The organism is Teichococcus vastitatis, assembly GCF_003604215.1.
In the GTDB taxonomy this organism is placed as follows: domain Bacteria; phylum Pseudomonadota; class Alphaproteobacteria; order Acetobacterales; family Acetobacteraceae; genus Pseudoroseomonas; species Pseudoroseomonas vastitatis.
This window is the reverse complement of sequence record NZ_QXGS01000057.1, coordinates 1-14,278: the sequence shown is the minus strand read 5'-3', so window position 1 is coordinate 14,278 and position 14,278 is coordinate 1. Positions and strand designations below refer to the sequence as shown.

Sequence of the window (14,278 nt, the reverse complement as noted above, 5' to 3'; positions counted from 1 at the left end):
CGCGTTGACGTAGAGCGCGTTGACCAGCTCCGTGCTGGACAGTTCCGGGCCGTAGATCAACCGCGCCTCGGCGCTGCTGAGGAAGTTTTCCGCAACCACCTCGGCGGTCATGTCGCCGCGGTCGAGCTGGCCGGTCCAGTTGCTCAGCCCGCCGAGATCGGGCAGGCGCGCGAACACGCTGTCATACAGCCGGCCGACCAGCGCCGCGTTGTCCGAGCGGTCCCACAGACCCAGCGAGATCTCGGGCGCCAGGATCTCCCGGTGCTCCTGGCTCTCGGAGAAGCCCACCAGCACGTCGGCCCGGCTGACGCCGCCATTCAGCGCCCCGGTCCAGTTCTGGATGCCGGCGGCGTCGCCCTCGCGGCCCAGCACGTTGCGGTAGAGCTGCTCGACAAAGCCCTGGTTGGGCAGGTTCGCGCCGTAGCGCAGCGTGAATTCCTCGCTGGTGACGAAGCCGGCGGCAACATCGGCCAGTTCCCTGCCGCGATACACGTCCGCCGTATAGGCGTTCAAGCCACCCTGGTCCGGCGTGCGGTCGAAGGCCGCATCGTACAGCCGGTACACCTGCGCGATCGGGTCGCTCTGGTCGAACACCATGCGGCCGTCGATGAAGTCGACCTGCTCGATGCTGGCGTAGATGTCGTTCTCGGTGGCCGTCTGGTAGTAAACAACGGCCCGGTTTCCGCCGGGATCGGCAACGAATTCACCGGCGCGGAAACCCGTATTGTAGCGGGTCACCACATCATAGCCCCCAAGGCCGTCGAACGAATCGCTTTCCGGTGTATTCGGGAAAGAATCATTGAGGGGCGTACCAACTGCAACGACCATGGCATCCTCCAGTGTGTGTGTTTTTTAGTGAGACGCAAATTACCAGTCCGATGGCCTGGCGGTAAGAGCTTGAATTCATCTTTACGGCATTATCGCGGCATCGTTATTCTACTTCAGCGTCTAAGGTCCGGCCTGGCTGGTGTGATGCGTCCGGGCCTCTGCAACGCCGAAACGCCTGTGCGTGTTGGCACATCACGTCGATTTTCCGCTAAGCCCGTTGCATGAAGCCATCCCTGAGGCCCTGCGCATGACCGATCATCCCGACGCGCCGGCCAATCCCGCCGAAGCCGCCATTCTCGCCGCCGGCCTGCGCATCGAGTCGCGGGAAATGCCGCAGCTGATCCGCCGCGTGCTGCGCCACCTGCCCAACGCCACCCCCGAGGTGATCCGGGCCGAGCTGGTCACGGTGCGACGCAAATTCTGGGTCAAGGCGGCCATGGAGATGGCCAGCCGCGCCGGTCAGCCCTGGGTGCGCCGCGCCGATGCGGAAGCCGCGGCCAAGCAGCTGAACGACCCCGAGGCAACGCCGCGCCAGCTGCGCATGTCGCTCGACGACGCCGTGGCGGAGCGGCTGCGCGACGTTGCCGACAACGCCGAATCGGCACTGGAGATCGTCGCCGGCGAGCAGGCCGAGGAAGGTCGCCCCCTGTCCGGCGAGCGGATGGCGGCGCTGGCCCAGGCGGTGGCGGAGGCGCACGGCCTGTCCACCGCCTCGGCCGCCGAGTTCGTGCTCCGCGCCGGGCATGCCGCCGACCGTCGCCAGCAGGATCTGCGCTCGGCCGAAAAGGCGGCGCGCGACAAGCGCCGCGAGGAAGTCGCCCGGCTGCGCGCCTGGGAAAAGAGCCTGATCGGCATCGAGGGCGTCCCGAAGCTGCTGCACTGCTCGGACCGCGAGGCGCTGCGCTGGGTGGGCGCCGGGCTGATCCCGGTGGCGCGCAAGATCCGCAACGCCAAGGGCGGCCGCGAGCTGTGGCAGTTCGACCCGGCCGAGATCGTGCCGCTACGGCGCGAGGTGCAGGGCTGGCGCGCCGCCGAGCAGATGGGCCGGCCGGACCGTCCCAAGGGCGATGCCCCGCGCGGTCCCGACCGCGCCCCGGACCAGCGCCCCACCGCCATCGGCCGCGCCGCGGCGCTGGCCGGGCGCGGCAGCAAGGAAGCCAACCAGGCGGTAGCCCGCGCCGCGGCGCTGGACCGCTACGCGGCGCATTTCGCAACCGCCCGGGCGATGATCCGCCGCATCACCATCATCACCGGCCCGACCAACAGCGGCAAAAGCCACATGGCGCTGGACCGGCTGGCCAGCGCGGAAAGCGGCCTGGCGCTCGCCCCGCTGCGCCTGCTGGCGCACGAGTTCCGCGAAGCGCTGGCCTCCCGCGGCGTCGAGGCGTCGCTGGCCACCGGGGAGGAGCGGATGCCGGTGCACGGCTCCCGCCACCTCGCCGCCACGGTGGAGATGTGCCCGTTCCACAACCCGGTGGACGTGGCGCTGATCGACGAGGCGCAGCTGCTGCACGACCGCGACCGCGGCGCCGCCTGGACTGCCGCCATCATGGGCGTGCCGGCCCGGCAGGTCTTCGTGCTCGGCGCGCCGGAATGCATCCCGATGGTGAAGCGCATCGCCGCGCTGTGCGGCGACGAGGTCGAGGAAATCTCGCTGGAGCGCAAGAGTCCGCTGCACGCCGCGCAGAACCCGGTGCGCTTCGGCGAGCTGCGCCCGGGCGATGCCGTGGTCGCCTTTTCCCGCCGCGAGGTGATGGATCTGCGGGAGGAGCTGGTGAAGCGCGGCCGCAAGGTCGCCGTGGTGTATGGCGCGCTGTCGCCCGAGGTGCGGCGGGCCGAGGCCGCCCGCTTCCGCAATGGCGAGGCCGACCTGATCGTGGCGACGGACGCGATCGGCATGGGGCTGAACCTGCCGATCCGCCGCGTCATCTTCTCGGCGCTGCAGAAATTCGACGGCGAGGAGCGGCGCGAGCTGAACAGCCAGGAAGTCAAGCAGATCGGCGGCCGCGCCGGCCGCTTCGGCCACCATGAGGGCGGCATCGTCGCGGTGCTCGCCGGGCATGGCGACCCTTCCTTTATCCAGACCATGCTGGAAGCCCCCGTCTCGCCGCCGGCCGAGTTGCGGCCGCAGGTGCAGCCGGATGCCGAGATCATCGCCGCCGTCGCCGCCGAGATCGGCTCGGACAGCCTGTTCGGCGTGCTGGCGCGCATCCAGCGCGCGGTGCTGCGCAAGGATGACCCGAATTACCGCCTGGCCGACCTGACGCAATGCATGGCCATCGCCTCGGCGATCGACGGCGTCGCCGGGCTGTCGCTGATGGATCGCTGGACCTACGCGCTGTGCCCGGTGGATGAGCGCGACAACGGCATCACCCGCCTCGCGCAGTGGGCCGTGGAGCACGGTGCCGGGCGCCCCGTCCGCCCGCCGCTGGCCGGCCGCCTGCCGCCGCCCGACCGCGCCAGCGGCGAGGAGCTGCAGCGCGCCGAGAAGATCCACAAGCGGCTGGTGGCTTGGCGCTGGATGGCGCTGCGCTTCGCCGCCGCCTATCCCGACTTCACCGAGGCGGAGGCCGAGACGGACCGGCTGGATTCCTGGATCGAGGACGTGCTGCGGCAGCAGCGGCGCACCAAGGCGGCGACCCGCGCGGCCTGAGCACCGCTCCCGGGCCGCCGCGCAAAGGGCGGAGGGCACGCTCCGACACGCCAGGGTAGCCCCCTGGCAGCCTCCCTTGGTCAGCGGCGGCCCGCTCCGCCTCCGGCAGCGGCTACCGCGCCGCCGCCACGATGCGCGGAGCGGACAATGCCGCCACCGCCGGAGGCGCCCGCCGCAGCCGGCGCCCCGCCACCCAGGCCAGCGCCAGCAGCAGCGTCGCCACCACCGCCATCATGCCGGCGGCGTTCAGTCCGAAGCCGAGGCCCAGCAACGCCGGCACGCCCACCGCGGCGCCATAGCCGCCCCCGCCCATCACCACTGCCGCTACCGCGGAGAACAGGAACTGGTGGCGGTAATCATCGGTGAGCAGGCGCGCGATCGCCGGCGGCGCCACCAGCGCGGCGATCACCAGGATCGAGCCCACCGCCCAGAACGCCGCCACGCAGGCCACCGACACCAGCACCAGCACCACCAGCGACAGGCCGCGCGGCGCGAAGCCGATGCTGGCCGCGAAATCCGGGTCGAAGGCGGCGAGCCGCAACTCCTTCCACAGCAGCGCGAGGCCCGCCAGCACCAGCGCCAGAACCGCGGCCAGGATGCGCGTCTCGGCCGGAAGCTGGGCCAGGGCCGCGGGATCGAGCAGGGATGACGGACCGGTGGCGGCGGGCCAGATCAGCGCTTCCAGCTGGCCGTACAGCACGCAGTCCACATCCAGATCGACGGCCCGCGCGCCGGTCAGCTCCATCAGCACCAAGCCGAGGGCGAAGAAGCCGGAAAACACCACCCCCATGGCGGCACCCGGTTCCAGCCGCGCCAGGCGGCGCACCAGGCTGATCAGCAGCGCCGCTGCCACCGCCGCCAACATCGCGCCCAGCACCATGGGCAGTGTGGCGCGGGTGCCGGTCACGGCGAAGCCCAGCACCAGCCCCGGCAGCACGGCGTGGCTGACGGCGTCACCCAGCAGGCTCTGCCGCGTCAGGAGCAGCAGGTTGCCGAGCAGGCCGCAGGCCAGACAGGCCATCACCGCCGCCAGCAGCGCGGCGAGGTCGAGTTGCAGGAACAAGGTCATCGCAGTTCCGCCAGCAATTCGCGCCGCAGCCGCCGCTGCCGCAGCGTGAAGGCGATGACGCCGCGCGCCGGGGCGAACAACAGCGCCAGGGCGAACCCGCCGCAGGCGACCAGCGCGATGGTGGCGCCGGTGGGCAGGGCGGGAATGGCGGCGGACAGCCCGGCGCCGAACCAGGCGGCGAAGGCGCCCAGCAGGGCGGCGAGCGGCACCATCACCGGCAGGCGGTCGGTCAACAGCCGCGCGGTCGCGGCCGGCACCACCATCAGCGCCACCACCAGGATCAGCCCGATGGCGCGCAGCCCCGCCACCGTCACCGCCAGCATCAGCGCCATCAGCACGAGATCCAGGCGGCGCACCGGCAGCCCGGACACAGCGGCGAATTCGGGATCGAAGCACAGCACGGCCAGGGGGCGGAACAGCACCGCCACGGCGAGCAGCGCCAGCAGCGCCAGCCCGCCGATCAGTAGCGCGTCCGCCTGCCCCATCCCGGCCGCCTGGCCCAGGATGAAGCTGGACAGCCCGGCCTGCCCGCCCACCGGCAGGGACTGCACCACCGACAACAGCGCCACGCCGATGCCGAAGCCGAGCGACACCACCAGCGCCATGGCGGCATCGTCCCGCAGCCGCCCGCCGCGCACCATCGCGCCGGCGGCCAGCACGCCGATGGCCGCCGTGGTCGCGGCGCCAGCCAGCAGCAGCGGCAGCGAACGCGGGTTGCCGCCCAGCCAGGCTGCCAGGATGAAGGCGATGCACAGCCCCGGCAGGGTAGCGTGGGCGGCGGCATCGGCAATCAGCGCCCGCCCGCGCAGCAGCACGAAGCAGCCGAGCGCGCCGGCCGCCAGGCCGAAGGCGGCACAGCCCAGCGCCACCATCCGCGTGTTGTGGCCGCCGGCGAAGGCCAGCGCCTGCAGCAGCGTTTCCATCAGGCTGGAACCGCCGCCTGCAATACAGGCCGAGGCTGCAGCACCTGCCGGTCCAGCAGCGGCAGGCGCCCGCCATAGGCGCGGGCGAGGTGTTCCGGCGTGAAGGTGGTGGCCACCGGCCCCGCCGCTACCACCTCGCCGTTCAGCAGGCAGACATGGTTGAAATACTCGGCCACGGTGGCGAGGTCGTGATGCACCGCCACCACCGTCCGGCCTTGCCGGGCCAGCCGCCGCAGCACCTCGACGATGGCGCGCTCGGTCGCGGCATCGACGCCGGCGAAGGGCTCGTCCATCAGGTACAGCTCCGCTTCCAGCGCCAGGGCCCGCGCCAGGAACACCCGCTGCTGCTGCCCGCCGGATAATTGCCCGATCTGCCGGTCCGCGAGATCCGCCAGGCCCACCTCGGCCAGGGCGGCGCGGGCGTGCTCGCGCTCGGCGCGCGGCAGCGGGCGGAACCAGCCGGCGCGCGGGTAGCGGCCCATGGCGGCCACCTGCAGCGCCGTGGCCGGGAAGTCCCAGTCGACGCTGGCCCGCTGCGGCAGGTAGCCGACGCGGCGGCGCACCGCCGCCAGCGGCTGGCCAAAGAAGCGCGCCTCCCCTGCGAGAAGCGGAACCAGGCCGAGTGCAGCTTTCAGCATGGTGGACTTGCCCGCGCCATTCGGCCCGACAATGGCGGCGAGGCCATGCACCGGTGCCGTCCAGCTGGCGCGGCGCAGCACCACCGCCTCCCGGTAGGCGACCGACAATCCGCGGAGCTCCAGCGCCGGCGGGGTCATCGCGCCGCCACCGACAGCTGGCCGGCGAAGCCCCGTTCCGGCGCCTCCCCGCCCAGCGCCCGAACGATGGTGGTGACGTTGTGGTCGATCATGCCCGGGTAGGTGCCCTCATAGGTGCCCGGCGCGCCCATGGCGTCGGAGAACAGCGCGCCGCCCACCACCACCTCGTGCCCGCGGGCCATGGCGCCCTCCACCAGGGCGCGGATGTTGCGGTCGGAGACCGAGCTTTCCACGAACACCGCCGGAATGCGGCGCTCCACCAGCACCCCCACCAGCCGCTCGATCTGCCGCAGACCCGCCTCGGATTCGGTGGACAGACCCTGGATGCCCATCACCTCGATGCCGTAGCGGCGCGCGAAATAGCCGAAGGCGTCATGCGCGGTGATCAGCACGCGCCGTTCCGCCGGGATCGAGGCGATGGCGCGCAGGGCCCACTCGTCCAGCGCCGCCAGCTCGGCCTGCAGGGTGGCGAGCTGCGCCGCGAAGACGGGGCCGCCCGCCGGGTCGGACTCCGTCAGCCGCGCGGCGATGATGGCGGCCACCTGCGACCAGGCCCGCGGGTCCATCCATACGTGCGGGTCGGCCTGTCCGGCCGCGCCCTCGGGCACCAGCAGCGCCGCGGGCGGCAGGGCCTCGGCCACCGCCACGGTGCGGCGGCCGCTGCCGCCGACCCGCTCGATCGCCTCGATCATCTGGCCCTCGAGCATCAGGCCGCTGTAGAGCACCAGGTCGGATTGCAGCAGCCGCGCCACATCCTGCCGGGTCGGCTTGAACAGATGCGGGTCCACCCCCTCCCCCATCAGCACGGTGAGGTTCACGCGGCCGCCGCCGATGCACCGCGTCAGGTCGCCGATCATCGCCGTGGTCGCCAGCACGCGCAGCGGCGCCCGGCGTTCCTGCGCCGCGGCCAGGGTGGGGGTGCACAGCGCCAGCCCGGCCGCCAGCAGGGCCCGTCGCGCCAGGAAGCAGGATCGTGGAACCGGCATAAGGCCTCCGTCGGTGGTGCAAGGTCTCGGCAACTCTTTGCCCATCTTAGAGCATAAGCCCCATGATGAAGCCAAGGCTACATTTTGCCCGATGCCGTCCCGAATGCTAGAGGCCCGCTCAGCATGGAAGGTGATGCCATGATGCCAGACGCCGAGGCGGAGGATGCCGCGCCCGCAGGGGACGCCGCGTCCGAGGGCGCCCCGGCCGGCCTGCCCGATGCCGTCGCGGCGCAGGAGGCGGCGCGCCACGCCAATGCGCGCTCGGCCCGCGCCAGCGCCCTGCTGCACGATTACGTCGAGCTGATCGACGACTTGCTGAACGTCGAGGGCGAGGCGCGCCCCACCGACATCGCCCGCCGCCTCGGCGTGTCGCACGCCACCGCGATCAAGGCGATCGCCCGGCTGAAGCGGGAGGGGCTGGCGCATTCCCGGCCTTATCGCGGCGTGTTCCTGACCGAGGCCGGCCGCGCCCTGGCCGCCGAGGTGCGGGCCCGCCACCGCCTGGTGGTGGACCTGCTGCGGGCGCTCGGCGTGCCCGAGGACGTGGCGGAAAGCGACGCGGAGGGAATCGAGCACCATGTCAGCGGCGAGACGCTGAAGGCCTTCGAGCGCTTTCTGGGCCGCTGACCGGCAGGCCAGTCAGATCCGCAGCGCCACTTCCAGGCGTTTCCAGCCGGCTGCGTCGCCCGGCAGGCCGAAGCGCAGCCAGCGCGGCTGCGCGGCGAAGGGCCGGGTCAGGATGCCTGCCCTGCCCAGGCTGTCATGCCAGGCGGCGGCGGCGCCTTCCGCCAGCCGGAACAACAGCGTGCCGCCGCGCACCGCCAGCCCCGCTGCCCCAAGCGCAGCGTCGAGCCGCGCCGCGTCCCGCGCCAGCCGCGCCGCCGCCGCCGCCCGCCAGGCGGCGTCGGACAGCGCCGCCCGGCCCGCAGCGATGGCCGGGCCGGACACCGCCCAGGGTCCGAGCGCCGCGCGGATCGCCGCCGCCCGGTCCGGCGCCGCCAGGGCGAAGCCGAGTCGCAGCCCAGCCAGCCCGTAGCTCTTGCCGAAGGAGCGCAGGATCAGCAGCGCCGGATGCGGCAGGTAGCCGGCGGCGCTGAGCGGTTCCGGCTCCAGGTCGGCGAAGGCCTCGTCCACCACCAGCAGCCCGCCGCGTTCCGCCATCCGGTCGGCCAGGCGCCGCAGCGCGGCGGGATCGTGTCGGCGCCCATCCGGGTTGTTGGGGTTGCACAGCAGCGCCGCCGGGGCCCCGAACAGCTCGTCGGGGTGCGCCACCTCTCGCACCGCCGTGCCGGCGGCGCGCCAGCAGGCAGCGTGCTCGGCATAGGTCGGGCCCAGCACTGCCAGAGCCTGCTGCGGAAACAGCCGCGGGATCAGCTGGATCAGGATCTGCGTGCCGGGCGCTGCGGCCACCATGGCGGGATCGGCAACGCCGTAGGCCGAGGCGGCGGCCCGCAGCAGCGCCGCCTCCTGATCCGGCTCCGGCAGGCGGGTGACGCTGTCGGGCGGCAGCGGCGGCAGCGGCCAAGGCACCGGGTTGATGCCGGTCGACAGGTCGAGGAACGGCTCCGGAGCGCCGGGAAAGCGCCGCCGCGCGGCCCCCAGCCGCCCGCCATGTTCCAGCCCCGCCGCGCGCATGCTAACCGCCCCGCCTCCTGACCGGACTTTCTTTCGCAGGCGAGCCCCATCCTGTCCACGTTCCTTCCCCTGCTGCTCGGCGCGCTGCTGATCGAGGCGGCGCTGGGCTATCCCGCGCCGCTGTTCGCCGCCATCCGCCACCCCGTGGTGTGGATGGGCGCGCTGATCGGTGCGCTGGACCGGCGCTGGAACCACCCCTCCCTGCCCGTCGGGCGGCGGCGCGCCCGGGGCGCGGCGGCGCTGCTGGTTCTGCTGCTCGCGGTGATCCTGCCGGCGGCGGCGTTGCAGGCAGGGCTGCTGCAGGCTCTGCCCGCCTGGCTCGCCCTGCCGCTGCTGGCCGGCCTCGCCGCTAGCCTACCGGCGCAGCGCAGCCTGCACGACCATGTGCGTGCCGTGGCCGAAGGGCTGGAGCGGGACGGGCTGGAAGGCGGCCGCCGCGCCGTATCGATGATCGTCGGCCGCAACCCGGACACGCTGGATGAGGCCGCCGTGTGCCGCGCCGCCATCGAGAGCCTGGCGGAGAACTTCTCCGACGGCGTGGTGGCCCCGGCCTTCTGGTGCGCCGCCGCCGGGCTGCCGGGCATCGCCGCCTACAAGGCGGCCAATACCGCCGACAGCATGATCGGCCACCGCACGCCCCGGCACGAGGCCTTCGGCTGGGCCGCCGCGCGGTTCGACGACGCGGTGAACCTGCCGGCCTCCCGCCTCGCCGCGCTGTGGATCGGGCTGGCGGCGCTGGCGACGCCCGGCGCCACCGCGCGCGGCGCCGGGCGGGCGGTGCGGCGGGATGCGCGGCGCCACCGCTCCCCCAATGCCGGCTGGCCGGAAGCGGCGATGGCCGGGGCACTGGGACTGCGCCTCGCCGGCCCCCGCATCTATGGCAAGACGCGGGTGGAGGATGCCTGGATGGGCGACGGCCGGGCGGAGGCGGAGATCGCCGATTTGCGCCGGGCGCTGCGGCTGTACCGCCGCGCCTGCGCCATTCAGCTGCTGATCGTGGCCGGGCTGGTGCTGGCCACGACGCTCTAGCGGCGCGGCGCCCGGCTCCTGCATCCCGTACCTGGGCCCCCACTTGGCCCCGGGGCGCCGCGGCTGCCAAGCTGGAACCCTGGTTCCGGAGGAGTCGCCGCCATGAAGAAGCTGATCAACGACCCGCGCCGCGTGGTGCGCGAGATGCTGGAAGGCCTGGTCGATCTCAACCCTGCCCAGGCGCTGCTGGAAGCCGAGGACGTGATCCTCCGCGCCGGCCTTCCCGCGCCGGAGCAGCGCCCGGTGGCGGTGATCTCCGGCGGCGGCGCCGGGCATGAGCCGGCCCATGCCGGCTATGTCGGCCCCGGTCTGCTGTCGGCGGCGGTGGCGGGGGACGTGTTCACCTCCCCCAGCGTCGATGCGGTGCTGGCCGGCATCCGCGCCGCCGCCGGGCCGCGGGGCGCGTTGCTGGTTGTGAAGAACTACACTGGCGACCGACTGAATTTCGGCCTCGCCGCCGAGCTGGCCACCGCCGAGGGCATCCCTACCGAGATCGTCGTGGTGGCCGACGACGTGGCGCTGCGCGACACGGTGGAGAAGAGCCGGCGGCGTGGCATCGCCGGCACGGTGCTGGTGCACAAGATCGCCGGCGCGGCCGCCGCCGCCGGCAGGCCGCTGGCCGAGGTGGCGCAGGCGGCACGGGACGCTGCGGCGGCGCTCGGCTCCATGGGCGTGGCACTGGATGCCTGCACCGTGCCGGCCGCCGGGGAACCCGGCTTCACCCTGGCCGCCGACGAGATCGAGCTGGGCCTCGGCATTCACGGCGAGCAGGGCGTGCGGCGCGGCGCCCTGCAGCCGGCCGACAGGCTAGTGGACGCGCTGCTCGGGGCGATCACCGCCGATCTGGGCCTCGGCGCCGGGGCGCGCGTGGCACTGCTGGTGAACGGCTTGGGCGGCACGCCGCCGATGGAACTGGCCATCGTGGCGCGCGGCGCCCTGGCCTGGCTGCGCGGGCGGAAAATGGTGGTGGAGCGTGCCTGGGCCGGCAACTACCTGACGGCATTGGAAATGCCCGGCTGCTCCCTGTCGCTGATGGTGGTGGACGATGCGCGGCTGGCCCTGCTGGATGCCGCCGGGGAAGCGCCGGCCTGGCTGGCGGGCGGGCGCATCGCCGCCGAGCGGCGCATCATCCCGAGCCCGGCCGCCGAGGCGGCGCCTACCCCGGCGGCCGGTCCACTCGCCCCGGTGCTGCGGGCCGCCATCCTCAGCGCGGCGGCGGCGCTGGAGGGGCAGGAAGCGGAGTTGACCCGGCTGGACAGCCAGGCCGGGGATGGCGATCTCGGCATCAGCATGGCGCGCGGCGCGGCAGCGATCCGCGCCCTGCCGGACGGCGCCTTCGCCACCCCGTCCGTGGCGCTGCAACAACTGGGCGAGGCGCTGCGCCGGGCCATTGGCGGCAGTTCCGGCCCGTTCTACGCCACCGCCCTGCTGCGCGCCGCGCGCCACCTGCCGGACAGCCCCGCCGCCCCGGACTGGGCACAGGCCTTCGCCCAGGCCGTGGCGGCCATTGGCGCGCTTGGCGGCGCCAAGCTCGGCGACCGCACCATGCTGGATGCGCTGCACCCGGCGGCGGAGGCCTTCTCCCGCGCCGTGTCCGGCGGGCAGGCCCTGCCCGCAGCCTGGGCCGAGGCGGTGCGGGCCGCCGAGGCCGGAGCAGAGGCGACCCGCGGCATGCGCCCGCGACTCGGCCGCGCGGCTTATCTGGGAGAGCGCGCCCTGGGTGTGCCGGATGCCGGCGCTGTTGCGGCCCTGGTTTGGATGCGCGCCTTGTCGGGCGCGCCACGCTGACGCTCCGCAGGACGTGAAGCAACCGGCCTCCGCCGGCCAGGACCGGGCCGGGCCGCTTCCTTGCTGGCAGGCACAGCGATCTGGCCGAACAACGCGGCCGGAGGCGTGCGGGCGCCAGCCCCGCGCCGCCGCTGGCCACGGATGGCAAACACCACGGCCATGGTTATTCTTCCGCTGCAGGCAGCGGAGTTTTGTTGGTGGCCAGCTTCAACGATCCGGAATTTCCCGACCAGTGGCCGTTGCAGAGCGCGCGGCTGACCTCCCTGTACGACGAGTATTCCGGCCAGGGCATCCGGATCGGCCAGGTTGATACCCGCCGCTGGCCCGACGATCCCGAATTGCAGGGCCAGGTGGATCTGGCCGCCAGCGTCACCGCCCCGGGCACCTCGGTCACCGACCTGCACGGCCAGCAGGTGGCCGAGCTTCTCGTCGGCAAGGCCAACAACGGCAATGCCGGCATCGGGGCCGCCTATGGCGCCCAGCTCGTGGCCTACACCTTCAACACCATCGAGTCCCGCACGCTGGCGCAGGAAACGCAGCTGCTCGCCCTGCAAAGCACGGTCGACATCTCGCACAATTCCTGGGGCCGCTCCGGCTCCTACTTCCGGGATGATTTCCTGCGCGCCGATTACGCGCCGGCGGCGGCGGCGATCGCCGATGCGGCCGCGCAAGGGCGTGGCGGCCTCGGCACGGTGATCGTCCGTTCCGCCGGCAACGGCGCCCTGCAGGGGGACGACGTCAACACGCACAACTACGTCAACAACCGCCACACCATCACCGTCGGCGCCGCCTTCGAGAATGGCGACGTGGCCCCCATGTCCAACCCGGGCGCGGCGCTGCTGGTGGTGGGGCCGGGCACCGCTACCTCCTGGGCGGCGCCGATCGTCAGCGGCACGGCCGCGCTGATGCTGGAGGCCAATCCCAGCCTCGGTTACCGCGACGTGCAGACGATCCTGGCGCTCTCGGCGCGGATGACCGACGGGGATGGCGCCGGCTGGTTCTTCAACGCCGCCGGGAACTGGAACGGCGGCGCCATGCACGTCTCGCGCCGCGCCGGCTTCGGGCTGGTCGATGCCCACGCGGCGGTGCGGCTGGCGGAAAGCTGGGAAGCGCAGTCCACCGCCGCCAACCTGTCGCAGGCCACGGCGCGGAACGACGCCGCCATCGGCCTTGCTGACAATGGGCGGATCGAGCAGAGCGTGCAGATCGCCGACGCGATCCGCGTGGAGCGCGCCGAGCTGACCCTCGACCTGCGGCATGACCGCGTCGGCGACCTGCGCATCGCCTTGGTGTCGCCATCCGGCACCGAGAGCGTGCTGCTCGACCGGCTCGGCCTCGGCAGTTACGATCCGGCAAGCAACGCGCTCACCTTCACCATGGGCAGCACGCAGTTCCTCAACGAGGCGGCGCAGGGCGGCTGGCGGCTGCGCATCGATGACCTGGCGGCGGGCGCCACCGGCACGCTCCGAAGCTGGAGCCTGACCGTCTCGGGCAGCATGGATTCCCCCGACACCCAGCACGTCTACACGGATGAGTTCGCCAGCCTCGCCGGCCCGGCACGCCGCGTGCTGCAGGACGTGGCGGGAACCGACACCATCAACGGCGCGGCGCTGACGGCGGATGCACGCATCGATCTTTCGGGCGCGGGTGTCAGCAGCATTGCCGGGCAGCAGCTCAGCCTCGCCGCCGGCACGGTGATCGAGAACGCGATCGGCGGGGACGGCAACGACTGGCTGACCGGCAATGACCTGGCGAACCGGCTGCAAGGCGGCCGCGGCAATGACCGGCTGGAAGGCGGCGGCGGCGACGACCTCCTGGAGCCCGGCCGGGGCGTCGACAGCGCCGATGGCGGGGCCGGCCGCGACGTCCTGAAGCTCGACGGGCCGTTCCGGGCCTTTGCCTCGCAGCGCGACGGCGACGCCCTGACGCTGCGAAGCGGCGGCGACGCCGTGGTGGCCAGGAACATCGAGCAGGCCGACTTCGTCGACGGCCGGCTGGTGTTGGACCAGGACGACCCGATCGCGCAGGTGTACCGCCTGTATGACGCTGCCTTCAACCGCGCGCCGGACCAGGGCGGCCTGAACGCCTACGCGGCGGACGTGTCCCGCGGCAGGGCGCTGGCGGACGTTGCCGGCGGCTTCGTCACCAGCGAGGAGTTCGCGCTGCGCTACGGCCCGGACCTGCCCAACCAGGGCTTCGTCGAGCAGCTCTACCGCAACGTGCTGGACCGCGAAGGCGATGCCGCCGGCATCCAGAACTGGACCGGGGCGCTGAATGGCGGCGCCAGCCGGGCCGGCGTGCTGGTGGGCTTCTCCGAGAGCCCGGAGCACCAGGCCATCCTGACGCCCAACATCGCCGCCGGCCTGTGGGATCGCAGCGAGAATGCGGCGCTGGTGGCACGGCTGTATGACAGCGTGTTCGCGCGCCTGCCGGATCTCGACGGGCTGAGCAACTGGACCGGCCAGCTCGACCGCGGCGGCATGGCCGCCGGGACAGTGGCGGAGAACTTCCTCGGCAGCGCCGAGGCGCGGTTGATCTACGGCCCGGAACTGTCCAGCACGGAGCTGGTCAACGCGCTCTACGTCAACGCG

The 14,278-nt window shown here is 73.0% G+C and carries 11 protein-coding genes; 5 read left to right on the top strand and 6 right to left on the bottom strand.

Features of this window, described 5'->3' with window-relative positions; translation table 11 throughout:
• Positions 1–828 (bottom strand): DUF4214 domain-containing protein (locus D2K64_RS21825; protein WP_120010480.1); only part of this gene is annotated, 828 nt, incomplete at its 3' end.
• A 247-nt stretch (positions 829–1,075) separates the two neighbouring features.
• On the opposite strand from D2K64_RS21825, the gene D2K64_RS21820 reads away from it, so the two are divergent.
• Positions 1,076–3,481 carry a helicase-related protein gene (locus tag D2K64_RS21820; protein ID WP_120010479.1) on the top strand — a complete coding sequence of 802 codons (2,406 nt, stop codon included), beginning with the start codon at positions 1,076–1,078 and terminating at the stop codon, positions 3,479–3,481.
• A 112-nt stretch (positions 3,482–3,593) separates the two neighbouring features.
• Here D2K64_RS21820 and D2K64_RS21815 read toward each other — a convergent pair whose 3' ends face one another.
• From D2K64_RS21815 to D2K64_RS21800, 4 genes are read right to left on the bottom strand one after another with little or no spacing between them, the layout of a single operon-like run.
• On the bottom strand, positions 3,594–4,550 hold the full coding sequence (locus D2K64_RS21815) for a metal ABC transporter permease (RefSeq protein WP_120010477.1): 957 nt from the start codon (positions 4,548–4,550) through the stop codon (positions 3,594–3,596).
• The gene (locus D2K64_RS21810; protein ID WP_120010475.1) at positions 4,547–5,473 is read right to left on the bottom strand and encodes a metal ABC transporter permease; all 927 of its coding nucleotides are present in this window, start codon (positions 5,471–5,473) and stop codon (positions 4,547–4,549) included. Before D2K64_RS21810 ends, D2K64_RS21815 begins: the two co-directional genes overlap by 4 nt.
• The gene (locus D2K64_RS21805) at positions 5,473–6,249 is read right to left on the bottom strand and encodes a metal ABC transporter ATP-binding protein (RefSeq protein ID WP_120010474.1); all 777 of its coding nucleotides are present in this window, start codon (positions 6,247–6,249) and stop codon (positions 5,473–5,475) included. Before D2K64_RS21805 ends, D2K64_RS21810 begins: the two co-directional genes overlap by 1 nt.
• Positions 6,246–7,235, bottom strand: coding sequence for a metal ABC transporter solute-binding protein, Zn/Mn family (locus tag D2K64_RS21800; protein WP_120010473.1), 990 nt, complete (start codon positions 7,233–7,235; stop codon positions 6,246–6,248). The genes D2K64_RS21805 and D2K64_RS21800 overlap by 4 nt, the downstream gene beginning before the upstream one ends.
• 141 nt (positions 7,236–7,376) lie before the next feature.
• Between D2K64_RS21800 and mntR the strand changes: the two genes are divergently transcribed.
• A complete protein-coding gene (gene mntR / locus D2K64_RS21795; protein ID WP_120010481.1) occupies positions 7,377–7,862 on the top strand; it encodes a manganese-binding transcriptional regulator MntR in 486 nt (161 codons plus the stop codon).
• Positions 7,863–7,874: 12 nt separating this feature from the next.
• Here the strand turns inward: mntR and cobD are convergent, their stop codons facing one another.
• Positions 7,875–8,870: a threonine-phosphate decarboxylase CobD gene (gene cobD / locus D2K64_RS21790; RefSeq protein WP_120010472.1), complete on the bottom strand. Its 996-nt coding sequence runs from the start codon at positions 8,868–8,870 to the stop codon at positions 7,875–7,877.
• Between the two features lie 48 nt (positions 8,871–8,918).
• Here cobD and cbiB point away from each other — a divergent pair, with 48 nt between their 5' ends.
• The 3 genes from cbiB to D2K64_RS26020 form a co-directional block, all read left to right on the top strand.
• Positions 8,919–9,899, top strand: coding sequence for an adenosylcobinamide-phosphate synthase CbiB (gene cbiB / locus D2K64_RS21785; RefSeq protein ID WP_370765156.1), 981 nt, complete (start codon positions 8,919–8,921; stop codon positions 9,897–9,899).
• A 102-nt stretch (positions 9,900–10,001) separates the two neighbouring features.
• Complete coding sequence (locus D2K64_RS21780; protein WP_120010470.1) at positions 10,002–11,687, top strand: dihydroxyacetone kinase family protein; 1,686 nt, start codon at positions 10,002–10,004, stop codon at positions 11,685–11,687.
• A gap of 197 nt (positions 11,688–11,884) precedes the next feature.
• Positions 11,885–14,278, top strand: a 2,394-nt coding sequence (locus D2K64_RS26020; protein ID WP_157986025.1) for a DUF4214 domain-containing protein, incomplete at its 3' end; no start/stop codon positions are given.